Below are 25,985 nucleotides of genomic sequence, written 5' to 3' on the forward strand. Positions count from 1 at the left end.
GCAATAAGAAACGACGATGAGAAAAGTGATGCCACTCATCGTCGTTTTTTACCTATTTAGATTAATTCAAGTGCTAAACCTAATCCAATTAATGCAACAGCTACAACGATCGCCACAATAATCACATTCGCGCCAAAATCGAAAAGTTTATTAGCCGAATCTTTTTTGTTTTGAAAAACGGCCATCCCGCAGGCAATCCCTAGGGGCTGAGGGGAGGAGTGACAGATCCTGCGATTCTGTCCCAGTGGGCATTACCTATGGAGATGGCACGTTTTCTCACCATATGGGACGCGTAATTTTTGAGGGGAAACCAATCCAAACAACCATGCTTCACCGAACCTATATTCATTTATTGACCTTTATTGTCCCCAATATTCCTTGATTATGAGCATAAACGATGGGATCTCTGGGACGCGGCGCATATGATTGATTGAGCACTAGCTACGGGTACGTAGTAATGTATTTTTCCTGGTGAAGGAAATGAGCAGATTGGTCTATCCCCATGAACCACATCGCTGCGGCAATCATTCTCCCCATAACGACCTCTAAACTTTGTTTCTAGTTGGTATCATATTCATCCATTTTGTCCTTGCCTTTTTGCTCTACGAGTTTTTCTATTTTCTTTTTGTTCTCTTTTATAAGTTTTATTAAGGAGTCATAACGACTCTTTCTATATTCATCAATTTTATCCGCACGATTATTGATCAACTCTTCAACTTTATCACCTTCTTCGATAGACAATTTATCAGTACTCTCCAAATGGCTCAGGGCAGTTCTCATATGATGTGACTCTGTAGAAGATAGTTTATCTATTCCAAGCCCCGTAAAAGTGAGATTTTGCAATTCTCGTTCCTTTCGAGTAAATTGATGAATAATGTTACTAGTATTTCTAACTTTCCACATTAACCATTCTTCCCAGATTTTCATTCTTTGGGTATCAAAATATCGCCGTAACTCATCATCATTACGGACTGTTGCATATTCGCCGCCACCAGCCTTAGCAACTTCCTGCAACGCCTTTTGACCCGCATTGTCCACATCAAATCCGATAATATTTACCACGGCTTTGACATTGGATTTATTCAACTCTTGCGCCACTTGAACCGGATTTCCGCCACAAGTTTCAATGCCGTCACTTACTACATAAATCAAATTTTTTGAGGGGCCAGTTATTTTCGACAGATCATTGGCAGCTTCTTTCATTGCCAATGCAATCGGTGTCCATCCGGTGGGTTTAAACTTGTCCAATGCTTTGCTAAACGTTTGTTGATCGTATTTGCCCAAAGGATAAACGACTTCGGTGCTCTTACAAGAGAGGTCTTTATCTTTATCAGCATTGCTGCCTTTATGGCCATACACCCTTAAAGAGACATTTGCATGTGTGGAAAGTGAAGAAGCGAAACGGGAAACGGCTTGTTTCGCAAGGGTCATTTTGGAAAAGCCATCGACCTTGCCAGCCATGCTTCCGGAGGAGTCAATCAAGATCATGACATTCAACTGCTTGCCTGAAGGTGTTTTGAAGTCGCCTGGGTCGCTACTAACGGTATATGTAGTATCAAACGCATCCAGTTTTTTTACATAGGGTTGATAATCCTCTACAAAAAGCTCAACTAACTTCTGGTATGCTTGTTCCCCCGTGAGATTTTTAGGCAATGCATCCAATTCTCTGTTGGCATTTTCTTTATGATAGGCATCACCCGCATATTTTCCGGGACCTTCTTTTAATATATCTTCGATCTCTGTCGCATACGCTTTTTTAACTTCATTGTTTTGCTCTCCCGACCCTCCCTCTTTTGTCTTGGAGACGGGTGTGGAACATCCGGCAACAGCAACGGAAAAGACAATGAGACTACTTACCACCTTGATATAAAATGAATTCAATCTAATCACCTCTTAAATGAATAGATGGTTTGCAATAAAGCAAACCATATAGTTTGTTTCTACATTATATTCCCGATTTTTCAGCTCTTACCTAATAAAATGTTAAATGCTACTAAAAATATCTTTTTCAACAAATTAGATCTAGATCATAGCACTGAGCAAGACTGAAAAGGATATCCCGCTTTTCAGCCAAGATCCCCGTGGGAGCAAGTATATTCAACCACTGGTTAAGTAAACAAATAACTAAGATGACTATGGAATTTGCCAACTGTTTATGGTTTTATCCTGAAATGAACAAAGCAACCAGTTTATTGTTCCTTAATGTTGCCTGGATTGTTAATTAATCATTACTGGTAAGTAGCGGTGGACTTAGCAAGAAAGAGCGTGGAGGCGTATTGATTGAAGGATGCCCGACCAGTTCTGCAGCACTAGCTACAGGTACGTAGTAATGTATTTTCCCTGATCAGAGTGCATAGGATGTTTAATAAAAACGGTGAAGGGAATGAGCAGATTGGTCTATCCCCATTATATGAATCCATACTTTTATTACGGCAACTTCCCACAGCCTAACCGCCAAGTGTGTGATGCTATACTTGCTGGAATAAAAAGAGAAGCGACGGAGATTGATTTATTGGAGCGGCTAGTCAAATTAGCACCTAATCAAAAGCATAAAAGGGAGATTTTTCACACGTTAGAAGATGAAAAAGCCTATTTGCATCAGTTGACTGATCTGTATGTGATGTTCACGGGAAGACAGCCTGTTTATCAAATTGATCAAATTACATTTGATACTTATGAAGAGGGAATACAAAAAGCTTTTCAAGTGGCAACGAAGGATTATAAAGAAAATTGGAATAGTTATTTGCTTACTCAACATTCGCCAGTGGGCGAGGTGTTTTTAAGTGCTTGTCATAACGAGATGCATCATGCTAACCGATTAAGTTCGTTATCGTTCAATCCATTCGGCATTGAATTAAAAGATTATGGAAAAACGCCTTTTGTTGTGAATATTGAAAAGGCGACAAAGCAAAATAATACGTATCGCACTGCCTTATGGACAGGAGATCATTTGCAAGTGACCTTGATGTGTATCGGTGTTGGCGATGACATTGGGTTAGAGGTTCATCCCAATGTGGATCAATTCTTACGGATTGAACAAGGGCGAGGATTGGTTCAAATGGGTGATAGCAAAGATCGATTGGATTTTAGAGCCGAAGTTTATGATGATTATGCGATCATGGTACCTGCCGGAAAATGGCATAATTTAACGAATACAGGCAATAAACCCTTGAAGCTTTATTCCATTTATGCGCCACCTGAGCATCCTTTTGGTACGGTTCATAGAACGAAAGCAGATGCAATGGAAGCGGAACGATGAGTGGAGTCATAAGTGGAGTAAGGTTGTCTGATAAATAGGCAGCGGCGGAGGAATCGTTTTCCCAATCGCTTCACGCGTGACGGGAAAAGGTTTTTCCGCCGCTTTTACTTGTAGCGATTGGTTGGCATGGTTCTAATAAAGTGAAGTTGTTCCACAATACATACTAGAAAAAATGCTACTGATTGCGATAAGGCAATAACAGAATAATTTGACCCATTGAAATCGATTGAAAAAAACAAGAATAAAACCTCTATCTCCTTTTATTGAAACTGCTAAAATTTATTGGTGAGAGGAGAAAGAGGTTAAATCTTCTTCCCTTTGTATATCATCTTGGGACAGCATAATCGAGTTTTCATTAATTTTTTGATTAAAAGAGGATTTTAAACAATTTCGTCATAATTAATATTTTGTTCAGTTAAAATTAGTGGATAGGAGTTGGTTAATTTTGAATGAATGGTTTAAAAATGCAAAGTCTGATCTAAATCCGAAGCATCCAAAGTCATCTTGGGTAAAGGGGCCAAACGGTGATTATGATGCCGTACCACGCCAATATTTGCAGGCCAAAGCGGATGATTCACTTTCGCCCAAGAAAAAAAATCCATGGGATAAGTAACATAAAAAATAAGGCTCCCATTTCTGGGAGCTTTTAAAGTGCGCCTGCCTATTTATTCCACTAATCATATATTGTTTATATTTCTCCCCCTTTTTAATATAGTTATTTCTGATAAATATAGCTTGTAATAGCTGAGCGTATAGGTGATTAAATGAACTAAATATTGGAGCAGATCGTGGTAGTTTATATAAAGGATATGGCCAGAAACGGGGAGGAGAATGATATTTCTCGAAAATTAGTATATCAGCGGTACGATGGCCGCATCTTAATGTCACATAAATGAACGGGTTCAAACAATGAATCCTCATAAAAAATCACCATATTTGCCACCAGCGTTTGCGGTGGATACCAGTATACTCATTGATCCGTTCTACACATTTCTCCACTTGTTTATTGATCTGCCATCCTTTGAAGCGCATCACTTTCCAACCATGTTTGGACAAAACCGCTGTTTTTTTTCGATCGCGTTTCTTTTGTTCTGGACTAGAGTGAAAAGCGGCTCCATCACACTCGATGGCCAGGCGGTACTTCTTGATAACCAAATCAACCTGGTAACCACAAGTTTCATATTCGGCCTTGACTCGATATCCTTCACGTTTGAGAGCATCGTATAGACGAATTTGAATGGGACTACGGCTGCATTTGATTCGTTGCCAGTCTGGAAAGCGTTTGGTCTGGAATAGTTGTTTAAGGTACATTCCAATCCAGATAAGGTAGTCCCGATCGCGACGAAACTGAACAATGAACTTTGCCACACCAATGGCCTCCCTTTCCTTTATCATTGCTTTGCAAAATAAGTTCGTGGCCACGTACTTTTTCACAAACCATGCGTTTAGCTCAGATGAACTCCGTGTAATTGCTAATGACGTAAACGACTTTTGAGTATTGGTTACCAGAGCCTCACCCTTTAATATATTAATAATTATATGAATTATCATACTTCAGAGAGGATACTTGTAAAAGACCTTTGGAAATCATGGATATCAGGGTGGTCAATTTGTTTCTGGATAAGAGAATTTATAAATGAACAAGTCTGTTTTGTTACATTGTTGAAATATTGTTACACAAAGATTACAAAGGAGTTGGTATCATTATTGCTGGGGGAACTTTCATCCTCACAACTGTCAAAATGGCTATGCACCAAAAGAGGAGAATAGTAGCAAGTAATCTAAATTTCCGGGGTGAAACAGATGAAAATCGTGGTAATCGGTGGGGCTGGATTTATCGCTTCACATGTCGTTGATCATTATTTGGCAGAAGGGCATGAAGTGGTTGTTGTAGACAACTTATCCACAGGAAAGCGAGAAAATCTGCATCCAGATGCCCGCTTTTATGAACTGGATATTGCTGAACAACGCGACCGACTTGAAGAGGTTTTAAGAGTTGAACAGCCGGAAGTGGTCAACATCCATGCTGCACAAAAATCGGTGCCAAAGTCTGTTGAAGACCCGCTTTTAGATTTAAAAATCAATGTGGAGGGGCTAATCAACGTTCTTGAGATCTGCAAGAAGGTGGATGTCAAGAAGGTGATCTTTGCTTCATCTGGTGGGGCCTTGGCCGGGGAGACCGATCAAATCCCAACACCTGAAAATTTAAACCCACAGCTGATTTCGCCGTATGCCATCAACAAGTTGGCATGCGAGAAGTATTTGCATTACTATGCTGCGATATTTGGCATGAAATATACTGTATTGCGTTACGCAAATATATTTGGGCCAAGACAGATTCCAGATGGCGATTGTGGAGTAACGCCGATCTTCATGAACAATGTGTTGGCTGATCGTCCATCGGTTCTCTTTGCATATGAGGATATGCCAAAAGGAACGACCCGTGACTATCTCTATGTTGGAGATGCTGCACGTGCCAATGTACTTGCTCTGACGAAAGGTGACGATCAGGTCTTGAATATTGGAACGGGGATCGAAACATACACGGAAGACCTGTACCATGTCATTCTCAAAGTTTCTGGCAAAGATCTGCCTCTGGTTAGAGAAAAAGAAAGAACAGGTGACGTAAAACGAAGTGCACTTGACTCTACTCGGGCCAAGGAAGTATTGAATTGGGAGCCGACGTTGAGTTTGGAAGAAGGGATTCAGAAAACGTATGATTACTTTCTGAGCATACAACAATCAAAAGAATAAAACGCCTAGGTTACTAGGCGTTTTTTATTTGGTAACTAGCATTTTCAGTTGGCTTGTTAAGAAACTTATCCTACTATGTGGAAAAAGTAAGATTCATGTTATAAAAAACTGTTGGCTTTTTCACCAACGTTTTTACCTCACTTCATTTCTTTGTTTAGCTTTTTAAGAATAGGGATGGCTAATAGTAAAGCACGAATAAATAAAACTAAAGCAAATAGACTGACAGGAATCAATAATAAAGTACCTAAAGCAATAATTAAAGGAAAAAGCTCATTACCGCTTACTCCCATTGTGTAAGCCTCCTTTAAATAGATCATCGCGACCAATTTATTTAAAATTTGAACAACTCACATAAAATATATCATTACCTACGAATAATCTCAATAAATTGGCATGACTTCTCGATTTAGTACCAATCATCATTAAAGAGGGGACACATAATGAAAAAACTAGCTCTAAAGTGCGTGTGCTTCTTTTTATACCAATTAGTTTTATTTGTAGTAGGTAACATCATTGGTGTGTATGACCTTGATCTTTTAGGTATATTAACTATTTCTTCGATTGTGTCAGCAATATACTTCGTTTGGAATTATATAAAATATAGGAGGTTGAACAAGTGATGGGCGATCAATTATTTATAAAGAGTGATGGTGATAAGTCCAGGGTATATGTCCAGATGAAGAAATAGAAGAACTAATGATTTATTTGACTGAAATAAAGCTTTTCTGGGGATCAATTTATTTGGCGGAAAGAAGATCAATTTGAAACGAATCAAAAAGTTGATTTATGCTTTCAAAAAGTAAGTTTTAATGACGCAGGTGAAAAGTATATTGACCGGGAAGGATCTGCTATAATCCAAAGCCAAACAATAGGTTTTTGGATAAGTGTATTTTTGGCTTTAGTAGGAACAGGTACGGTTCTATTCGAACTATTCTGCTTTATTTTTTATTAAGAATACATAACTTCTCAGGTCTCATCAAATAGTCTTGTTTTAGTGCGAAGCAGTGCATGTAAATGAGATGCGTCCAGCCCAATGGTTAATGCAGGTATTTAAAGAAAATTCCCTCGATTGAGGGAGGTTTCTGTAGGGATTGCGAAAGGATATATATGCGCTCTTTCGTAATCCTCTCCCAGGTTTGACGATTTCAGATGTCTACAAGGCAGATGAATGAACAGGTCAAAAGACAATTAATCCCTTATGTCTATCATTTTTTTAAGACTTAACAAATGATAAAATAAAATTCATAACCCAAGTCGGAAAGGTTGAACATACAGATGAGTTCCGTCATCAATCCTATTCAAATCGGGGTGTGCGGCTGGGGAGATCATGACCTTTATCCGCCAGGGACGCAGGCTAGAGAGAAGTTAGCGATCTATGCCGCGCATTTCCCGGTGGTAGAAGTGGACAGCACCTTTTATGCGATTGCGCCAGTGGAACGGATGGAGCGTTGGGTGAATGAGACGCCGGAGAGTTTTCGATTTGTGGTGAAGGCGTATCGGGAATTGACTGGGCACGGACGGCTGGAGAAGGCACCGGTGCGTCCTTGGCGGGAGCTGGTCGAGGACATGCGGGCATCGCTTGAACCGATGTTGCGCGCAGGCAAGCTGGAAGCGGTGCTGTTCCAATTTCCGCCGTGGTATGATTGTTCGCAAAAACATGTGAAGTATATCCGACGGGTGCGGGAAGCATTTCGGGATGTGCCGGTGGCGGTGGAATTCCGCAACCAAAGCTGGTTTTATCCTGACTTTCACGACAAAACCCTTCGGTTGTTGGAACGGGAACAATGCATTCATGTCATTTGTGATGAACCCCAAGCGGGAGAAGGATCGGTACCCTTGGTGGTGGCAGCGACGGTGCCGGAGCAGGCGATTGTCCGTTTTCATGGGCGCAATGTTGCTGGTTGGAACAACACCGGCCAACCCAATTGGCGTGATGTCCGCTATGCTTACCGTTATGAGGAAGCTGAGCTGGCGGAGTGGGTAGGTTATGTGCGGCAATTGGAACAGAGGGTGAAACGGATCACGTTGCTATTCAATAATAACTCTCAAGGGGATGCGGTCGACAGCGCCAATCTGATGATGCGGTTGCTCGGAGTAGAGTTTGCGGGCTTGGCCCCACGCCAGCTGGGCATTTTTTAAGCCGAGGGGGTGAACGGCCCCAGTGGGCTGTCGGCTGAGCGCGTCCGAAGAGTGCAGATGGGATGATGACGCAAAATGGAATGGATGCTGTTGTTTGTGGTCGGTCTACTAGCCGGCACGTTGGGAAGTCTGGTCGGATTGGGCGGTGGCATCGTGATCGTGCCGGCGCTCATTTATCTGGCGGGGGTTCATCCAGCTTTCCAAGGGATCACACCGTCTGTGGCTGTAGGGACTTCATTGTTGTTGATTGTTTTGACCGCGCTGAGTTCCACTTTGTCTTTTCTCAAGCAGGGGCGGGTGGATGTGAAAAGCGGGTTTGTGTTTTTTTTGGCTTGTGGCCCAGGTGCGATGGTGGGCGCGTGGATAACTCGCCTGTTTCAATCCGACACGTTTTTCGCTGCTTTTGGTTGCTTGATGTTATTGGTATCATGGTTGTTGCGCGTCAAGGAGAAAGGGACGGCTCGCCCTGTGCGGTTGGATGTGATTAAGACATACACTGACCCAGCCGGAACAGAGTATGAGTACGGCTATCATCGGTTGACTGCCTTGGGCCTCTCTTTCCTGGTAGGCGTGATATCTGGGTTGTTTGGCATCGGAGGCGGTTCGCTGTTGGTGCCGATGATGATCATGCTATTCCGGTTTCCGCCACATGTGGCTACCGCCACCTCCATGCTGATTATCTGCCTTTCCTCGATTGCAGCCAGTGTGATGCACGTGGTTCAAGGCAATATTCACTGGCTTTCGGCGCTGGTGCTGGCACCGGGGGCGTGGATGGGTGGCAGGGCCGGGGCTTGGATTTCGGCAAAGTTGAGCGGTCGCACCCTGTTGAATCTGTTGCGCATTGCGATTATAGTGACAGCTGTGCGCATGATCTTGGACGGGCTCAATTTGGTTTGAAGGAGGGGCGCGTGTGACGCGAGTCGATCGCATTCATTTATTACATACCAATGATTTGCACAGCCATCTGGATCAAACGTCCAAGATGGCGCCGTTGATTGAAGAGTTGCGCGCCCAGTGGCAAGCGCGAAATGAGCGGTCTTTGCTGTTGGACATCGGGGATCATATGGATCGGGTGCGGATGGAAACAGAAGGGACCGATGGTCGGGTGAACGGCACCATCTTGGAACGGATGGGTTATGATTTTGTGACATTGGGCAACAATGAGTTGCTTACCTTTTCCCAAGATCAGCTGGCGGCGGTATACCGGGATGCGACGTATCAGGTGCTAAGCAGCAATGTGTACGACGTGAAGCGCATGGGGCAGCCGGCTTGGATTCGCCCTTGTTCCCATGTCACTCTGGGTTCGGTGCGGATCGGCATGCTGGCCGCGACCATTCCGTATCAAACCGTTTATGAGCTGATGGGTTGGGATGTGCGAGACCCTGTTTCCACCTTGGCTGAGCATGTGCGCCGCTTGCGCGGGGAAGTGGACTTGATCGTGGTCCTGTCCCATCTGGGTTTGATGAATGATCGGTTGCTGGCGAAGGAAGTGCCAGGGATCGACTTGATCATTGGAGCCCATACGCATCATTTGCTGGAAGAGCTGGAGCGGGTGGGAGACACGTGGCTGGCAGGGGCAGGCAAACACGGGCAGCACCTCGGCCATATCGAAATCGAGGTAGACCCTGACGCAGGCCGTGTGCGGACGATCAAGGGACGGGTTTATCCGCTTGCCGGGCGAGCTGAGGAGCGGGAAATGCAGGAACTGATTGCCCATTATCGTGGAGAAGCCTTGGAAAACATGGCGCAACCGATTCATCAGCTGTCCCGCCCGTTGGGGGTAGACTGGTATGGAGAAAGCCCATTGCCAAATCTGTTGGCGGATGCGCTGTGCGACTGGGTTGGCGCTGAAGCTGCCTTAGTGAACAATGGCCAGCTTTTAGCAGAGATTCCTGCGGGTTCAGTGACCAGACAACAGTTGCACGCGGTGTGCCCTCATCCTATCAATCCCGTGTTGATGATGATCGAAGGGAAAGAGATTCGCCGGACGCTGGAAGAAGCGTTGCTTGATGAGTTTATGACCTTGCCGATTCGTGGATTCGGCTTTCGGGGGGAAGTGTTGGGAACGGTTAGTGTATCGGGAATGGAAGTGTTTTATGACCCGGAGGCGCCGCCTTTTCAACGGATCAAGGAAATCAGGATAAATGGCTCCCGGCTAGAGGAAGAGCAGCTGGTTCGTTTGGCCACGATTGACATGTTTACCTTTGGCATCGGATACATGGGTTTGAAAGAGGGAAAAGTACAAAAATATTATTTGCCAGAGTTCTTACGGGATTTGTTGGCGAAACAATTACAGACGCCCGCCGCTTTGGCGCGGTGCGAAGTGAAACGATGGCACCGGATATGAGAGGAAGATAATGGTTACCTATGGTGACCTCGAAATATGGTATGGACTCCGCTACAATAGGGATAAGGAGGATAGCCGCGATGAGTTTTGTGGATGAAGTTTACTCGTTGTACCGAGATCAGTTAAATGATGACGAAGATGATGCGGTGGCCATTGTGCTCAGCATCTTGGAAGAACAATCCCGGGAGCATGTGTTGCAGATGATCGAGCAGATGACTGATGACGAAGTGGTTCAGATGGTCGGCGTCTACTTGGTGGAAATGTTAAAGATGAAAATGATGCAAGATGGGAAGCTCCCATCGTTTCGCGGGACACCGACTTCTTCGCAAGTGCATTGATAGCCTGGACGTTTGGGCATGAATAAGCGGGCATACCCTATGGGGTGTCCGCTTTTTTGGTTTTGCCGCGATGTGATGGGTCTCACTTTTTTGGGTGTTGGCACATACCTTGATAAGGAATCATCTGGAGGAGGGAACCAAATGATTGCGATGAAACCGATTGAGGTGGAAGGCCATACCGTGTTGGGGATCGAAGTGGCATTGCCGAAAACGACGCTCTTGGTTATCACCACCGAAAAGGGTTATATCATGTGCGGTGCACTGGATGTGGGGCTGTTGAATGAACGGTTGCGAGAGCGGGAGATTATCGCTGCGCGTGCGGAAGGTGTTCGCACTTTGGAACAGCTGATGGACGCGCCATTGACCATGGTAACGCACACGGCCGAGGAGCATGGCATCAGAGCGGGCATGACAGGGAGAGAAGCATTGCTGAAAATGATCTGAAAACAAAGCGCCTTTGGAGGAAAAACCGAAGGCGCTTGCATTTGTCCACAAGCGCCGATGAAGGTTATAAACCCAATTGTTCTATGGTTGCAGCCATGTCGGCGGGGATTGGTGAAGTGAATCGCATCAGCTCGCCACTGAGTGGGTGAATAAAGGCCATCTCAGCAGAGTGTAGCGCTTGTCGTTTCATAAGAGCGCACGATCCGCCGTAGAGCCGATCCCCGATCAAAGGAGCACCGATATGGGCGAAATGAACCCGGATTTGGTGCGTGCGGCCAGTCTCCAATTCCACGCGGGCGAGGGTGGCTTGGTCATTGTGGTTTAACACGCGGTAATGGGTGATTGCGGGTTCACCGCGTTCTGTAATCTGCCGACGTGTGGGGTGGTGCGGATCACGACCAATCGGGGCGACGATGGTGCCGGAAGCTTGTGGGAGCGGGGCACCGCTGAGGGCAAAATAGACCCGCTCCAGCTTTTTTTCGCGTAATTGACGATCCAACAGCTGATGCATGTAGGCGTTTTTTGCGATGAGGATCAGCCCGGAGGTGTCCCGGTCCAAACGATGGACAGGCCGAACGATTCCGACCCGGCCTTGCTTTGTTAAGTGGTGTAAAATGCCATGTACCAAGGTACCTCGATCAGAAGGGCGTACCGGATGGACGGCCACACCAGCCGGTTTGTCAACAATTATAAGATCGGCGTCTTCATAGATAAGCCCAAATGGCACCGGCTCAGGAGTCAGATCCGATTGTTCCTGGGGTCGGACGGCGACTTTCAAGCGGTCCCCTGTTTTTACTTTTTTCTTAAGATAGGGCGCGCGCCCATTGAGCAGAATGCCTTTGCTGCGTGTCAGGCGGTTTAGCATACGCCCAGAGATGAGAAGCGGACCTTTCAGCACTTCTTCGACCGTACGGTTGGCCCACGCTTCGGTAATGGTGTAGGTAATCCATTTGTTGTGGGAAGGTGATTGTTTCATTTGATCGGCCATCTTTCCTATATATGAATATGATGTGGGGATCACTTGTCAGCTGTTCCCCAGTGTTTATTTTCTCCCATGTTTTTGATGGGTACAAGAAAAGCACTTCCCATGAAGGAAGTGCTTGGATTGGTCATCCTTATCTTGTTACGCGAATAACGTTGGCTGCTTGAGGACCACGATCGCCTTGAACGATATCGAATTCGATTGCTTCGCCTTCTTCAAGGGTTTTGAAGCCTTCGGTTTGGATCGCGGAGTAGTGAACGAATACGTCGCCACCATCTTCACGCTCAATGAATCCATAACCTTTTTCAGCATTAAACCATTTTACTTTACCCTTCATCTTTTGGGCCTCCTTACATTTAAGAAAAGCGGCAATTCAAAAGCGGTAATTCCTCAAGCACTTGGAACCTTTTGTTACTTTGAAACAAAGAGGCCGCAAGATGAAACTTGATTGAAGCACCCACTTTTAACGCTCAATCCAATCATATCATGATCAAACTGTTGATGCAAGAAAGATTGGCACAGGGGCCTCACTTGAGCAACTCTTGGTAAGGTGCAATGTCAATGTTGCGCTCTGTTAGTTTTTTTATCAAAAACTTGTGATCCCGTTTGGGAGTAGCAAGGATATAGCCGCGGATAATGTGATCCTGCGACAATTGCTTCGCTTCCTCTTTCACCACCAGCTCCCCGATTTTGCCGGCGATGGTTTGTTTGGCCACGTCGCGGAAGAGTTCGGGCACGGGAGAGACCAGATCATTGAGTAACGCCTTATGCTCATCGGTCCACAAATGGAGTGTTTCCTTTATGTAGTATTCCTGCCAATCGAGAATCGACTTGCCGTCCTCTTTTGGTAACGCTTTAAGGAATTTGCGAAACATAAAGTATCCACCGATGGCCATCAAGCTGATCAATGCAATCCAAAAAAGAACATAAAACCATTGCAACCAAATGGGTCCCGTCATCCGTTACCACCTCGTTTCCTGCTTGTTTTCAACGATTCATTATATCGAAGGCAATCATGCGGTGACAAGCTTGCAAATAAAAAGACCTCTCATCCGGGAGAGGTTCGCATTCGTCAGGATATGATGGATGCAGGATTAAAAGAACAAGTTCATGCCGTACAGGATGAGTGCCCAGCAAGGAATGCTGATCAAGGTGGCGTTGAATAATCCGACCGGTGCGTTGTTCATCAAGATCTCCTCCTGTGATGATTATGTGTATGTGAACCGAAAATCAAATCCGTTTTGTTCATGATACCAGGATATATCAATGATTAACCGATCAGTGCTTGCCAAGTGAAGTAAATCATTGCCCAGCAAGGGATGCTGATCAAGGTAGCGTTGAATAATCCGACCGATGCGTTGTTCATCAAGATCTCCTCCTGTGATGATTATGTGTATGTGAACCGAAAATCAAATTCGTTATGTTCGTGATGCCGAAGGATATATCAATGATTAACCAATCAGTGCTTGCCAAGTAAAGTAGATCATTGCCCAGCAAGGAATGCTGATCAAAGTAGCGTTGAATAATCCGATCGATGCGTTGTTCATTACGTCGCACCTCCGTTTGACTTATCTGTGATCATTATATAGGGCAGGTTGTCGGTTTGTCCCGGATTTTACGCAACTGTAAACCACATGTAATGTTGGGGTAACTTATGGTCAAAAAAAAGACGGAACCTTTACGCCAAATGGAGCATAGACGCTTGGAATCACTGGGAAATCTGGATCGGAAAGCTGGTTTGTAACAGTTTGTAACATAAGAAAACCGCGTGGCACCTCCGAACGGAAGATGCCTCGTGCGAGGTGTGAGCCGTATGTGTTATCCGTGTGTAACATTAATGAAAAAAAGATAAAAACGCTGATGCCAAGTAAAAAATGTACGGTTAGAATGGGGCTGGATAGTGTGAACAAAATGCAATATCAGATAAGATAGAGATAAGGTGATATACGGGCTTTTTGGCAGGCGCAACGTCCGAAGTGGCTGGGCGAGTGAGAAGAGGAGGGGGACAAGGGGTGAGTGATTTGTTTACAGCGAGTGAGAGGGATGCGGTGCATCGAGTGATAAAGGCTCGGCGGGACATTCGCCATTTTTCAAGCCGACCGGTACCTGAAGAGGCGATGCACCGTATTTTGGAGGCGGCGCATCATGCCCCTTCCGTCGGTTTTATGCAACCTTGGAATTTCATCATGGTCACTTCAAGAGACATCCGCCGTCAGATCAAAGATTCGTTTGAGCGAACCAATCGCCAGCAGTTGGCGCAGTTGACGGAGAAGGAGCGGAAAGAGCTGTATCGGTCGCTAAAACTGGAAGGGATTATGGAGGCCCCGGTCAATGTGGCGGTGACTTGTGACCGGCGCCGGGACGCTCCGTTTGTGTTGGGACGCGGGCCGATGCCGGAAACCGATTTGTATAGCACCTGCCTTGCTATTCAGAACATGTGGCTAGCGGCCCGGGTGGAAGGGATCGGCATTGGCTGGGTGAGCATTTTGGACAAGCCTTTTGTGGAAAAGTTGCTTCAACTTCCAGAAGGAGTGGAACTCGTCGCTTACCTGTGCGTCGGATATCCTAAGCGGTTTGGGGACAAGCCGATGCTGGAGGAGTTGGGTTGGAAAAAGCGATTGGCGTTGGGTGATTTGGTGTTTGAAAATGCCTGGGGGCAACGGTTGTCATCTTTTCAAACCACAGAGGAGGACTAGGTCGTGTCTGGCTAATCCAGTGGATGAGAAAACAGTTTTTGGAGCCGCTGATCTATTCATTAGACACGCCTTAGCCAAGGGTTTTGCTACGCGGTAAAGTTGTCATCTTAGGGGCGCGCCGCTACAGGATTGAATGGAATGACACTGAGCAAAGAGCGGTTTTGGGGAGGGTTTTCATGTGGACTTGTTCATGAAATTTGTGGAGGAAAATGTAGATCGCACACAAGACAGCAAAGTGGAGCGCATGATTTTGTTGAAAAAAGAACTGGATAAAGAATTCGCCCATTATTGCCGTAAACGGAACCTCAGTTTCAATGAGGGAATCATTCAACTGATGGAGCAGGCCTTGCAACATGAAAAACAGCACAGCAACCAAACGGTGCAGGAGAAAGAACCCAGCCCCGCCCGGTTTATGGATGATGCATTGTAGGGAGCAGTTCTTGTTCAACAGCAAAGAGAGAAAAGCCAGCAATGAAACGCAGCTGGCTTTTTTCATGCAGTGGATGCACCAAGGGTACCTAATGTGGCAGATAAAAGGAAAAAATGCGGTTAGTCCCGGTTGCTGTAATCTACCGCTTGGCCGGGGCTTTTTGTATAATGAGCGAAAGGGGGAGGGACTGCGATGATTGTTAGAAAGAAAGGGAACTACTATGTTTTCATTAAACAGCACGATCATGGTTTGCTCTCAGGTGAGTTAGCGGCGCAAATGGCTAAACCAATCCGCCCACTCGCCAAAACACTGTACGCCATCTCACACCATGATTGGGGATGGGAGAGCTTAGACCAGTCGCCGCTGTGGAATGAAGAGACCAATGAGCCCTACTCTTTTGAAGATTACCCGATGCTGCCCAAGTTAGAAGCGTACACGGATGGCATCACCAAAGTAGTAGCGCATGATCCCTATGCGGGGTTCTTATGCAGCAAACATTACGCATCTTTTTTCACCAATATTGACGATCCGGTGGCCCGTAAATTTCGCGAGCAAGAGTATAGCCGCCAAAACAAACTCCGCCCCCTGTTTACCGAAGAGGAAGAGGAGAATATTTCGGCCAACTTCCGGTTGCTCCGTTTTTGCGACGATTTGTCGCTGGCTCTTTGTTTTAATGAACCGGGGGAAAAACCGAACCATCCATGGTTTAAAGATGGGATTTTGTATCAGGGAGAACGATATCAATGGGTTTGGGAAGGGCGGGATCGCCTGCGACTTGTCCCCAATCTGTTCAAACAATCGTTCACGGTGGAGATTCCGTACCAGGTGTTTGACGGTTATCGCCGGTTGGTCGGACGGGATGTGTACCGTTTCACCGTGATGGTATAAGATGAAAAATTGGCGGTTCGGCAAAGGAAAGGGGAGGGCGGACACAGGTGCGGGAGCCGAAGTCGCTGTTGGGTTTCCGGATATTTGCCGTTTCGTGACAGTTTCCAATGTATTTTGTTTTTTCAAACATAATGGTCTACAATAGTGATAGAAGCTTTGCGCCAAAGGATCATGTAACAATGATCGTCGGTTTTAGGGGAGAGTGTGGCAAGTCAAGCTGGCAAAGTAGTGGCAGATAGCCGGAGTTGAACAGCCGGCTGTCTTGTGCATTACGAGTTGGATGATTTGCTGGACAGACCCCCGTTTGTCACAAGGAACGGAGGAGAGGAAGCGGTTGGATGTTCTTGGATTTAACCATCTCACATTGCGCGTGAAGCAGTTGGCAAAGAGTTTGCCTTTTTATTGCGATGTGCTGGGGATGACCTTGGTTCATCGAGGAAGAACCGATGTGTATTTGTCTTGGGGTGATGCTTGGATTTGCCTGCTGGAGAAGCCGGAGGAAGCGGGGTCACCACAGGGACTTGGCATGGATCATGTGGCGTTTTCCATTTCAGAAGAAGCATTCTTCGCGGCGGTGAACACCCTGCGCGAGAAGAGGGTTCCCTTGGTGCGGGAGCCGATTGAACGTGGGGGCGGCTGGTCTGTGCAATTCACTGATCCGGATGGATTGGTGTTGGAGCTGTTCACTGGCGACCTTCAAAAGAGGATGAAACAATGGAAATGATAGCGGGATGAAGCGATGGGGAGGAACGATCTGTTGAAAATCGCGGTGACCGGAGCGACAGGCCTGATCGGCGAGGCAGTAGTGAAGCATCTGCGTAGCCAAAGGAATGAAGTGGTTCCGCTGGTTCGGACGGCGCTTTGCGAAGAGCCCCATATCTACTGGAATCCTTCGCACCGAGAGTTGGAAGCGGGCAAGCTGGAAGGCATGGACGCGGTCATTCATCTGGCCGGTGAAAGCATTGCCGGTTTGCGCTGGACCAGGGAGAAGAAGAAGCGCATCTTAAAAAGCAGGGTGCAAGGCACACGTTTTCTGTGCCAAGCGTTGGCTACAATGGCCCGCCCCCCAAAGGTGCTGTTAAGCGCCTCAGCGATCGGCTACTATGGTGATCGTCCAGTCACAGAAGAAGTGGATGAAAACAGCCCAAAAGGAAAAGGATTTTTGGCCGAGGTGGCGGAAGCATGGGAGATGGCAACAGAGGATGCACGAGCAAGTGGTATCCGGGTGGTGAACATGCGGTTTGGCATGGTGCTTAGCAATCAAGGGGGAGCTTTCCCAAAAATGCTGTACCCTTTCAAATGGGGATTGGGCGGCAAACTGGGCTCCGGAAGGCAACCAATAAGCTGGGTATTGCTGGATGAAATTCCGCATGTGGTGTCACACCTCTTGGAGAAGGAAGAGTGTGCGGGCCCTGTCAATGTGGTGAGCCCCGCCGCAATCACTAACCATGACTTTGCCAGGGCTGTGGCTGATGCGCTGGGCAAGCCAGCCAAGTTTCATGTGCCGTCACCCTTGGTCCGACTGGCATTGGGACAGATGGGAAAAGAGTTGTTGCTTGGGGGATGTCGTGTTTTGCCGCGCGTATTATTACAAACCGGGTATACATTCCGTTTTCCGGAGTTGGCTCCGGCGCTAACCCATCTCTTAGGGCGTTGACAGGATGGGAGCGCGACGTTAACGATGGTGAAAAGAAAAGGATGGTAGCGATGGAATCGGTCGTTATTCGTCGGGCCCGGGCTCATGAGGCGGCTTCCATCACAGAGCTGGCGCTTCGTTCAAAGGCTCATTGGGGCTATGACGAAGCGTTTATGCGACAGGTGGCCGATGAGCTGACGGTGACGCCGGAAATGGTGCACGGATGCGAAGTGGTGGTGGCGGAGCGGGCGGGGCGATTGCTTGGATTTTATATCCTCCAAGGACGGCCGCCTGTTGGAGAGTTAAAGGCTTTGTTTGTCGAACCGGTTGCGATGGGCAGACAAGTGGGCCGCATGTTGTTGGAACATGCAAAGAATGTTGCTCGTGCACACGGTTTCACTAGTTTGAAAGTAGATAGCGATCCCCATGCAGAAGGATTTTATTTGAAGATGGGCGCTGTCAAGATTGGGAAAGTTCCTTCGGGGTCGATTCCCGGACGGTTTTTGCCGATGCTGAAAATAGAAGTTTAACCATTTTCCGGTTTATTCCTTTGTCTTATTGTATAAGAGGTGGCAAGGGAACAAGGCAGGGATAGAATATTAATTATAATAATTTTTTTAATATTTAACAAAAACCGTATTTATTAAGTATATGTAAATGGTTTATTATGGTTATCGATGTCATAAAAAAAGAGCAGATAAAGAAAAATTGCAGGATATCATTTCGATGGAGAATAGAATAATCCTTGGTGCAAATTTTACAAAATTGTGTTGAAAACGTGATGATTTGTGTAATATTATAGGAAAAAGAATGGGAGAACGACCGAGATACTGGGGAGTCATGTCAAAATATTGTTAATTTGAGTAAAATGTGAAATGATACGGCAATTTCTCCCGGCTTTCGGCGCGGATACGGTCGGCATCGATAACCAATAGCAGTTGATAAGCGTTTCTTCAATATAAGAGGAGGGGGTTTTATGAAAGATCCCAAACAAATCTTGGATTCTTGGCGTACGGATGTTCATTCCCGTAACATCTATTCCAACCTGTTGAGGCAGTTTGACCTGGAATATCCTAATCAAAAAGGAAACCGTCGCAAACCTAAATCATTTGCCGCAAGAAACCCCAATCATACTGCTGCTGCTTTATCACTTTGCCTCGTTACAGGATTAACGGTGGGCGTCGGTTCCGCCTTTGCCGAAAATGAGGTGGGCCCCGACACAAACCAACCTGTTGACTTGCCGCCGAGCAAAGCTTCAGTCACCCAGGAACAACCGGCTCCAGAGCAAAAGAATGTGGGCTTGGAACGCCGCATTGAAGACCGTCGTCCGCAAGAGGTCGAAATCCCTAAAAAACCACAAGTGCAACAACATCAACCGGATGAAGTGAAATCCACATCCCCAGAATTGCCTCCAAGCGAAGAAAAGCCTCGTGAAGTGGTCGCAGAAAAAGAAAAATCGCAACCAACATCCGAGTCTGAACAGCCTGCCCGCAAAGATCACATCACCAACGATCGTTTATCCAGTCATCATTCGCCTAAGCTCAATCAATCAGAAGAACAAACGATGGAACCGCAGAAGGAATCCAAGCAACACCAATCCACCAACCAACACATTGAAGAACCGGTGCGGGTGGTCGAAGGGGAAGTGTCGCTGGAGGCTTTCTCAACGGAGAAAAAGGATGCCGAAACCAAACAGGACGCCATTAAGACGACTGCCGACACCCGCTCAACCGAGCTGCCCAAAACGGTGGATGGGGGGCAATTGCCAAACACCGCTGGCAATGATTTGAACGGGGTGTTGATCGGAGGCGCCACGGCGCTAATCGGTTCGCTTTACGCGTTCAGACGGAGCCGGGTGAAGCGTTCTTGAAGTGGGACCGCGTCATCGCGCTCGCTTTGGTCACGGCTGGCGTCGCTTACGCCAGTTATTCCGCAGTGAATTATATCGAAAAACTGCAGGTGGTGACGACGGCGGCCGGCTCGGGGCAAGAGGCGCCTAAGCTTAAGTCAGCGCCGCCGCGCAAACATGCTGACCAGTGGGTGGTGGTGCCCAAAGAGGAGCGTCCAAAGCGTGGGGAACACTTCGCCGATTTGCTCATCCCCAAGTTGGATGCACGCATGCCGATTATCGAGGGGACGCATGAAGACGAATTGGCGAGCGGGGTGGGGCATTATGCTGGAAGCGTATTGCCTGGCGAGCCGGACAACGCGGTTTTGTCTGGCCATCGCGACACGGTTTTCCGTAAAATTGGCCAACTGAAAAAAGGGGATGAACTCCGTGTTCGTACCAAACAGGGGACATTTGTTTACGTTATTACCAAGACGTGGGTCACAAAACCGGACGACCGTACGGTAATCGTCCCCCATGGGAAACCCGTGCTCACGTTGACGACATGTTATCCATTTACATTTGTCGGGCCGGCTCCAGAACGCTACATCATTCAATCTGAATTAAAACAGAAGCTGGATGAATCAGCTCCGGATGAACAAGGAGGATGAACATGGAACGGCCGATGATTCGTCGTACTTTCATACGTTTTTTGTTCTGGGCATTGATACTCTACACGGCGGTTAGTGCGACGGCCGTCTTGGGAGTCCAATTCGGATTGATCCCGGTTCCGCCTCGAAAAATTGCCGCTGCGGACAACCAAGCAGCACAAAAAGGGATAGAAGCCCACTTCTCAGAACGAGCGTTTGCCGAGCAGTTTGTCCGCGAATATTTCTTTTGGACGAAAGGCAAAGAAAGTTCTCGTGCGGAGCGGTTAAATCCGTTTTTGCACAACAACATGGATGTGCAAGCAGGACTTGATTTCAAACAAGCTGACTGGGAATCTTATGCCCGCTATGTTGCGGTCTGGGACATCAAAGAGCGGCCCGATCGCTCTGGTGTGATAGATGTGACGGTGTTCGCCGAAACGATTTTGACCAAAGTCGGTAATGCCAAGATGCAGAAACGGGTTGACCGTTACATGGTGGTCCCGATCAAGAAAGTGGGCAACTCTTATCTGGTTGCGGACACGCCTTATTTGGTGGCTCCACCCGTGCCCTCCTCTCGCCAACTACCGGAAGGGCAGGATGAGAAGGAACAAGGGGAGGCGGTTAATGAAGAGATTCGTTCGCAAGTGGAAACATTCATGAAGTCCTTCTGGAAAGTGTACACCACGGGCGAACCACAGGAAATTGCTTATTTCCAAAAAAATAGTACGCCCACCGCCGGATTGAAAGATATCTTGCAATTCATGGATTTGAAAAACTTATCCGTCCGCAAACAAGGCGACGTTTATGCCGTCACCTGTGACGTGCAGTTGAAGGATTTGTCTTCGGGAGCAGAGATGGCTTACCATTACACCTTCGACCTCGTCCGGGAAGGCGACCGTTGGTATGTTGTGAGAATGGGACAAGGGGAGATCTAGCATGATGAATTTAAGCACAATGTTGTTGTTGGCCGATACTCCGGGGAAAAAACTGCAGGAAACGCTGGGTGGAGAGATTGGTTCGATCTTCTTTTTGGCTGTGATTTTCATCAGTTTGACGTTGTTCTGGAAGAGGGCGTTCACAGCTTTCATCGGCTTTGCTTTGTTCGCGATGCTGGTGAGTGTGTTTATCTTCCAGCCGGAAATGGTTTCTTCGCTGGGTTCCGATGGATTCCGCTGGTTGTTTGAGGCTGTCCTCGAATGAAGCAAATTCGCGTCTACAATCAAGTTTTTCGCATTGAGAAAACCGTTTACTCCATTCAGGGAGTCCATTTGCCGCTGCCGGTGTCATACCGGCAGATGGCATTTTTCGTCGGAACCTTGATTATCATGGTTATCCTTAACCGTGTTCCTCCCATCAGTTGGGTTGACTACTTTCTGGTTAAGTTTATCGGGATTCCAGCCTTAGTGGCCTGGTTTTTCACTCGTAAGACATTGGATGGCAAAGCACCCCACCGCTTTCTCCTGCGGGTGGTGGAGCATTTTTTCGCTCCTCACCATTTTGCGCGTTACCAAGAGATTGAGCGGCCGAAGCAAAAATATTACCAATACGAAGGTGTAGTACCTTATCGCAATACAACCAGGGGGGATCAAGAATGACGCGCATCCAATTTCCCGTCAAATATTTTGAACAAAACCTGGTGTTTGGCACGGAAGGCTCTGTCTATGCTTACTATGAACTGCAGCCGTTCAACTACGACTATCGTTCCAATGACGATAAACTAAGCCTCCATGGAAATCTGGAGGCTTTTTATTGGAACATTCATGCTGATACGCATGCACTGGTCGTACCCGAATACCAGAGCTTGGAAGAGCATCGCCAAGCGATGGAGGAGCGTCTGTGTGATGGATTGCGGGAGGCTGGCAAGCGTCACATTCAGACGGCCATCGACCATTTACGCGGCAAAGACATCCATCAACACCGCTTTTTCATCGGGGTAAAGTTGAAACCGACCACTGTCAAGGGGTTGTCGTTTTTCGGCGAGCTCAGCTACATTTGGAAAGATTTCAGACGGTACCTCAACAACCAAGCAGGAACGGATATGCCGGAGGTGTTCCAAGAGGAGATTGAAGCTTACCAAGTGCAGGAAGAGTTGATCTACTCCCGGATTAACAGCTTTTTGCGCGCGCGCCGGGTCGATCCGGCGGATTTGGAGTGGTTGATCCGACGTGGGTTTTACCGGGGAATTGCTGACACACCACGGCGAAAAGATTGGGTGCCGCAAGCGGTGCCGGTAGAGGTGAAAGGCAAGAAGGCCAAACGGCCAGGGCGCGATATCCTCACATTGGCAGAAGGCCGGTTCGATGACTCCCATGGACGGCAACTGGTGGTGGAACAATTTATTGGCAACCAGGCGAAACAAGGGTACATGGCCTTTCTTACCTTGTCTCATATTCCCGACAAGGCTCCGTTCCCAGGTTTGGAATGGTTGTATTGCTTGCAGCGACTATCGTTTCCAGTGGAGGCCTCGGTCAGGACAGAGACGATTGAGTACGGGAAGGCACTGTCACAAGTGCTGAATAAGAAAAAAGAGCTGAAAGCAGAAGATGAACATGCGGTTGAAAGCGGAGAAGAAACCTCCTACCACATTTTGAGCAGCCGCCAAGAGGCAAACGAACTGGAAAGTAACCTACGCACCGATAAATTTCCGTTGATCAATACATCAATTGTGCTTTGCGTGTCGGCGTCCAACCAAGAACAGCTGAACTTGCGCATCCAAACCGTGCGCGACATGTACAGCGACATGATGATCCAAGTAGAGGTGCCGTATGGAGACCAGTGGCGGGCTTTCAATGAATTCATACCTGGCGCCAAACGGTATATCACTGATTATGTTCACTTCATGGACCCGGCCGCAGTCGGCGCCAGCATGATTGGGGCGACACGGCAACTGGGTGACGGGCAGGGGCATTTCATCGGCATGTCGCAAAATTTGCCCGTTTTCTTCCAGCATGACCGTGGTCCCAAAGATAAAAAGTTGAGCACGACCGCTTCTGCCGCATTTATCGGATCGCTGGGTGCAGGTAAGTCGTTGGGGGCTAATCTCCTGGCATATCAAGCCCTGCTGTCGGGGGCCAAAGTGTTGATCTTTGACCCGAAAGATGAACGGGCGCACTGGCCTGAATACTTGCCAGAATTGAAGGATATCTCCCGTGTGGTCACTTTGCGGGCCAGTGCGGAGGACCGTGGCAAACTGGACCCGTTGATGGGTGCGCACAGCATTCAGGATCGATCTGCCGCAACGGAAACGGCCAAACGCATTCTTCAATTCCTCGCTCGCGCCGCAGATGGCACCTATGAAGCGATTGTGATCGGCAAAGCCGTGGACCATGTGGTGCAACATGCGGAGCGGCCGTCCATGATGAAAGTGATTGAAACGCTAAAAGCGGGATTGCGTGAAGCGCCGGAAAAGCGGCAGGACTCGTTGGAAGAGATTGTCGATGTGCTGAGTTACCTGGCCACCTCAGGGCAAGGACAGTTGCTGTTTGGCGATGGAACGCAGAAGGCAATTGATTTGTCGTTGCCGCTCACCATCTTACAGGTGGAGGATTTGAAATTGCCGGAGGAGAGCCAAACTGACTTTGGACGCATGGCCATCGCACTCTTAATGGCCATTTCGGACTTTTCCCGCCGTTTTTCCAACCAGCCGTCCAGTGAGTTCAAGCTGGTGTTGTTCGATGAATCATGGCGGTTGGCCAAAGTGCGGGAAGGCCGAGCGATCCTGGAGGAGTTGGTGCGCACCGGGCGGAGCAAAAACGCAGCGATCTACCTGATCAGCCAAAATGCCAAAGATATGCTGGGTGAAGAGATTCGATCCAATCTGGGGTGCCGGTTTGTGTTTCGTTGCCGTGACACCAAAGAAGCGGAAGCGGCATGTCAAATCTTGGGGATTGAAGCGGATGAAAACAACATTGAGACCATCCGCAACTTGCCTACAGGGATGTGCCTGATGTCCGATCTGGAGAAGCGCGTCAATGAAGTGGAGATTCGTGTATTGGAAGAACGCCTGTTCACGGCGTTTGACACCCGTCCGGGCTCACGCAAACAGCCAGGGTTGGAAGCGGTGCGCCAATGAAGAGGGTTGTGGTTGGATAGCTTGAAACGAAGGGGACCAGACGCAATGATGGGGAGAAAATGGATCGCTGTCTTCCTTCTTACTCTCTTAATCATGGGAGGCAGTGCAGGAAGCGGAAGCGTGGTCTATGCGGAGGAGACGAAGCAAGAATCTGAAGGTTTCAACTTGGTTAGTGACTTGCTCACGATTTTCCCAGAGGAAAAGATTGATCGCGCCAAAGCCAAAGGATATGAGACGAAGTTTGCCAAGTACAAGCCGAGTCGCTATTCGCTGGAGATGACCCTGGAGGAACGGCAAGCTTGGGAATTGTATGATTTGGCCGCCGATTCGGGCTATATGATGATGCACCATGTAAACAATTTGGTGTGGCAAGCGTTGCTCTCATGGAACTTCACTGTCATCTTGATCGTAGAGAACGCTTTTTCCCTTGATATTGTCGACGAGTTTGCTGATGCAGTGGAAAAAGCGGTGCAGCAATTGGCCGGATTCAACGGAAGTGGGTACGGCCAGACCGGTTTGATGGGCAATTTTCTGTTGATGATGATCATTATCGCCGGGGCGGTTATCGCTTATCAAGGGATCATCAAGAAGAAGACGCAAGATGCCTTGTCATCGATGATTACCAGCGTAGTGATCCTGATCTTGGGAATGGCCTTCTTCGCCAACGCGGGCGGGGTGATGCGTTATTTCAATGACATCAGTAGTGGCCTTAGCCAAGAGGTGATGGGTGTAGGAATCGATTTCCAAGCGGAGTTGAGCGATGAGGAAGTGACTTATCCTGCTGACGTTTCCTCGCTGATCATTGCTGACAAGTTGTACAACATGATGGTTTACGAGCCGTATATCATGCTGCAATACGGCAAGACGTCGATAGACAAAGAGATTACGCCAGAACGGATTAACAAGATCTTGAATCACAAAGTGGGTAGTAGTGCCCGAAAACAAGCGGTGATCGATGAGAAGACGGGAAGCAGTGAGCGGGGCATCGAACCCAATCCGATGGTGACGACGATGGGTGTATTTGAGCGGTTGACCCTGTTGTTGCTGCTCTGCATATCCCATTTGATCTTAGGCTTGCTTTTCTTTATCATCGCCGGGGCGATGATTGTTTACCAATTCATGTTTGTGCTGATCGCTTTGTTCGCTCCGTTTGCGTTCTTGATGGCTCTTAATCCCAATTGGTCGTCGGTGGCAACAAACTGGTTCAAACGGTTTATCGGGTATCAACTGATCAAATTGATCGTCGGCGTTTTTTTCAGTATGCTGCTTACCATTTCCCAATTTCTCTACGCAATGAACCCTCCTGACAAGGTGGGGTATATCTGGACCATCGCCATGCAATTGATCTTGGTGGTCGGCGTGATTTGGAAGCGGAATGAACTGTTCAGCATCATGAAGGCGCCGATGGGCAAAATGGATAACTTTAAAGGTGAACTCAATATTGAGATGCCAATCAATTATGTTACGAAATATACGGAAAATCTGGCTGCGCGCGCGGGGAAAATCAAGTTGCGCAAATAGG

The 25,985-nt window shown here is 47.4% G+C and carries 28 protein-coding genes; 21 read left to right on the top strand and 7 right to left on the bottom strand.

Annotated elements, in window-relative coordinates; translation table 11 throughout:
• Positions 1 to 56 precede the first annotated feature (56 nt).
• A complete protein-coding gene (locus tag EDC32_RS16685) occupies positions 57 to 185 on the bottom strand; it encodes a hypothetical protein (RefSeq protein WP_259436208.1) in 129 nt (42 codons plus the stop codon).
• A gap of 373 nt (positions 186 to 558) precedes the next feature.
• Positions 559 to 1,881, bottom strand: a complete 1,323-nt coding sequence (locus EDC32_RS00210) for a vWA domain-containing protein (RefSeq protein WP_132219542.1) — start codon at positions 1,879 to 1,881, stop codon at positions 559 to 561.
• Positions 1,882 to 2,383: 502 nt separating this feature from the next.
• Here EDC32_RS00210 and EDC32_RS00215 point away from each other — a divergent pair.
• A complete protein-coding gene (locus EDC32_RS00215; protein ID WP_132219543.1) occupies positions 2,384 to 3,259 on the top strand; it encodes a cupin domain-containing protein in 876 nt (291 codons plus the stop codon).
• Positions 3,260 to 3,704: 445 nt separating this feature from the next.
• A complete protein-coding gene (locus tag EDC32_RS16160; protein WP_022739106.1) occupies positions 3,705 to 3,872 on the top strand; it encodes a hypothetical protein in 168 nt (55 codons plus the stop codon).
• A gap of 314 nt (positions 3,873 to 4,186) precedes the next feature.
• Here EDC32_RS16160 and EDC32_RS00220 read toward each other — a convergent pair whose 3' ends face one another.
• Entirely contained in the window at positions 4,187 to 4,627 is a 441-nt protein-coding gene (locus tag EDC32_RS00220) for an endonuclease domain-containing protein (protein ID WP_022737721.1), read from the bottom strand.
• 435 nt (positions 4,628 to 5,062) lie between these two features.
• Here EDC32_RS00220 and EDC32_RS00225 point away from each other — a divergent pair, with 435 nt between their 5' ends.
• The gene (locus EDC32_RS00225; RefSeq protein ID WP_054096494.1) at positions 5,063 to 6,013 is read left to right on the top strand and encodes an NAD-dependent epimerase/dehydratase family protein; all 951 of its coding nucleotides are present in this window, start codon (positions 5,063 to 5,065) and stop codon (positions 6,011 to 6,013) included.
• Between the two features lie 137 nt (positions 6,014 to 6,150).
• Here the strand turns inward: EDC32_RS00225 and EDC32_RS16165 are convergent, their stop codons facing one another.
• On the bottom strand, positions 6,151 to 6,303 hold the full coding sequence (locus EDC32_RS16165; RefSeq protein WP_022737723.1) for a hypothetical protein: 153 nt from the start codon (positions 6,301 to 6,303) through the stop codon (positions 6,151 to 6,153).
• Between the two features lie 985 nt (positions 6,304 to 7,288).
• Between EDC32_RS16165 and EDC32_RS00230 the strand changes: the two genes are divergently transcribed.
• From EDC32_RS00230 to EDC32_RS00250, 5 genes are all read left to right on the top strand, one after another.
• Entirely contained in the window at positions 7,289 to 8,152 is an 864-nt protein-coding gene (locus EDC32_RS00230) for a DUF72 domain-containing protein (protein ID WP_132219545.1), read from the top strand.
• A 75-nt stretch (positions 8,153 to 8,227) separates the two neighbouring features.
• Positions 8,228 to 9,049, top strand: coding sequence for a sulfite exporter TauE/SafE family protein (locus EDC32_RS00235; RefSeq protein WP_132219546.1), 822 nt, complete (start codon positions 8,228 to 8,230; stop codon positions 9,047 to 9,049).
• Positions 9,050 to 9,062: 13 nt separating this feature from the next.
• On the top strand, positions 9,063 to 10,499 hold the full coding sequence (locus EDC32_RS00240; protein ID WP_132219547.1) for a bifunctional metallophosphatase/5'-nucleotidase: 1,437 nt from the start codon (positions 9,063 to 9,065) through the stop codon (positions 10,497 to 10,499).
• Between the two features lie 80 nt (positions 10,500 to 10,579).
• Complete coding sequence (locus tag EDC32_RS00245; protein ID WP_102991512.1) at positions 10,580 to 10,837, top strand: DUF6154 family protein; 258 nt, start codon at positions 10,580 to 10,582, stop codon at positions 10,835 to 10,837.
• Between the two features lie 141 nt (positions 10,838 to 10,978).
• Positions 10,979 to 11,281, top strand: a complete 303-nt coding sequence (locus EDC32_RS00250) for a YunC family protein (protein WP_132219548.1) — start codon at positions 10,979 to 10,981, stop codon at positions 11,279 to 11,281.
• Positions 11,282 to 11,345: 64 nt separating this feature from the next.
• On the opposite strand, the gene EDC32_RS00255 is transcribed toward EDC32_RS00250, so the two are convergent.
• The 3 genes from EDC32_RS00255 to EDC32_RS00265 form a co-directional block, all read right to left on the bottom strand.
• A complete protein-coding gene (locus EDC32_RS00255; protein WP_132219549.1) occupies positions 11,346 to 12,257 on the bottom strand; it encodes an RluA family pseudouridine synthase in 912 nt (303 codons plus the stop codon).
• Positions 12,258 to 12,396: 139 nt separating this feature from the next.
• Positions 12,397 to 12,600, bottom strand: coding sequence for a cold shock domain-containing protein (locus tag EDC32_RS00260; RefSeq protein WP_022737732.1), 204 nt, complete (start codon positions 12,598 to 12,600; stop codon positions 12,397 to 12,399).
• 190 nt (positions 12,601 to 12,790) lie between these two features.
• Positions 12,791 to 13,222, bottom strand: a complete 432-nt coding sequence (locus EDC32_RS00265; RefSeq protein ID WP_132219550.1) for a DUF2621 family protein — start codon at positions 13,220 to 13,222, stop codon at positions 12,791 to 12,793.
• A 1,053-nt stretch (positions 13,223 to 14,275) separates the two neighbouring features.
• Here EDC32_RS00265 and bluB point away from each other — a divergent pair.
• The 13 genes from bluB (at position 14,276) to EDC32_RS00330 (ending at position 25,984) form a co-directional block, all read left to right on the top strand.
• Complete coding sequence (gene bluB / locus EDC32_RS00270) at positions 14,276 to 14,959, top strand: 5,6-dimethylbenzimidazole synthase (RefSeq protein WP_132219551.1); 684 nt, start codon at positions 14,276 to 14,278, stop codon at positions 14,957 to 14,959.
• 178 nt (positions 14,960 to 15,137) lie between these two features.
• Positions 15,138 to 15,389 carry a hypothetical protein gene (locus EDC32_RS00275; RefSeq protein ID WP_132219552.1) on the top strand — a complete coding sequence of 84 codons (252 nt, stop codon included), beginning with the start codon at positions 15,138 to 15,140 and terminating at the stop codon, positions 15,387 to 15,389.
• A gap of 192 nt (positions 15,390 to 15,581) precedes the next feature.
• Positions 15,582 to 16,277 (top strand): DUF3891 family protein, encoded by a 696-nt coding sequence (locus EDC32_RS00280; protein WP_132219553.1) that lies wholly within the window; start codon positions 15,582 to 15,584, stop codon positions 16,275 to 16,277.
• Positions 16,278 to 16,611: 334 nt separating this feature from the next.
• On the top strand, positions 16,612 to 17,001 hold the full coding sequence (locus tag EDC32_RS00285; protein WP_132219554.1) for a VOC family protein: 390 nt from the start codon (positions 16,612 to 16,614) through the stop codon (positions 16,999 to 17,001).
• 33 nt (positions 17,002 to 17,034) lie between these two features.
• On the top strand, positions 17,035 to 17,934 hold the full coding sequence (locus tag EDC32_RS00290; RefSeq protein WP_211341875.1) for a TIGR01777 family oxidoreductase: 900 nt from the start codon (positions 17,035 to 17,037) through the stop codon (positions 17,932 to 17,934).
• Positions 17,935 to 17,984: 50 nt separating this feature from the next.
• Positions 17,985 to 18,443, top strand: a complete 459-nt coding sequence (locus EDC32_RS00295) for a GNAT family N-acetyltransferase (protein WP_132219556.1) — start codon at positions 17,985 to 17,987, stop codon at positions 18,441 to 18,443.
• A 446-nt stretch (positions 18,444 to 18,889) separates the two neighbouring features.
• A complete protein-coding gene (locus EDC32_RS00300) occupies positions 18,890 to 19,783 on the top strand; it encodes a hypothetical protein (protein WP_132219557.1) in 894 nt (297 codons plus the stop codon).
• A complete protein-coding gene (locus EDC32_RS00305) occupies positions 19,780 to 20,412 on the top strand; it encodes a class D sortase (RefSeq protein ID WP_246026805.1) in 633 nt (210 codons plus the stop codon). The genes EDC32_RS00300 and EDC32_RS00305 overlap by 4 nt, the downstream gene beginning before the upstream one ends.
• A gap of 2 nt (positions 20,413 to 20,414) precedes the next feature.
• Positions 20,415 to 21,326 (top strand): conjugal transfer protein, encoded by a 912-nt coding sequence (locus EDC32_RS00310; RefSeq protein WP_158283158.1) that lies wholly within the window; start codon positions 20,415 to 20,417, stop codon positions 21,324 to 21,326.
• A gap of 1 nt (position 21,327) precedes the next feature.
• Positions 21,328 to 21,591: a hypothetical protein gene (locus EDC32_RS00315; protein ID WP_211341876.1), complete on the top strand. Its 264-nt coding sequence runs from the start codon at positions 21,328 to 21,330 to the stop codon at positions 21,589 to 21,591.
• Positions 21,588 to 21,986 carry a TcpE family conjugal transfer membrane protein gene (locus EDC32_RS00320; RefSeq protein ID WP_022737745.1) on the top strand — a complete coding sequence of 133 codons (399 nt, stop codon included), beginning with the start codon at positions 21,588 to 21,590 and terminating at the stop codon, positions 21,984 to 21,986. The genes EDC32_RS00315 and EDC32_RS00320 overlap by 4 nt, the downstream gene beginning before the upstream one ends.
• On the top strand, positions 21,983 to 24,463 hold the full coding sequence (locus EDC32_RS00325) for an ATP-binding protein (protein WP_132219560.1): 2,481 nt from the start codon (positions 21,983 to 21,985) through the stop codon (positions 24,461 to 24,463). Before EDC32_RS00320 ends, EDC32_RS00325 begins: the two co-directional genes overlap by 4 nt.
• 45 nt (positions 24,464 to 24,508) lie before the next feature.
• Positions 24,509 to 25,984, top strand: coding sequence for a CD3337/EF1877 family mobilome membrane protein (locus EDC32_RS00330; RefSeq protein ID WP_132219561.1), 1,476 nt, complete (start codon positions 24,509 to 24,511; stop codon positions 25,982 to 25,984).
• Position 25,985: the final 1 nt, after the last annotated feature.

The organism is Laceyella sacchari, assembly GCF_004343255.1.
In the GTDB taxonomy this organism is placed as follows: Bacteria; Bacillota; Bacilli; order Thermoactinomycetales; family Thermoactinomycetaceae; genus Laceyella; species Laceyella sacchari.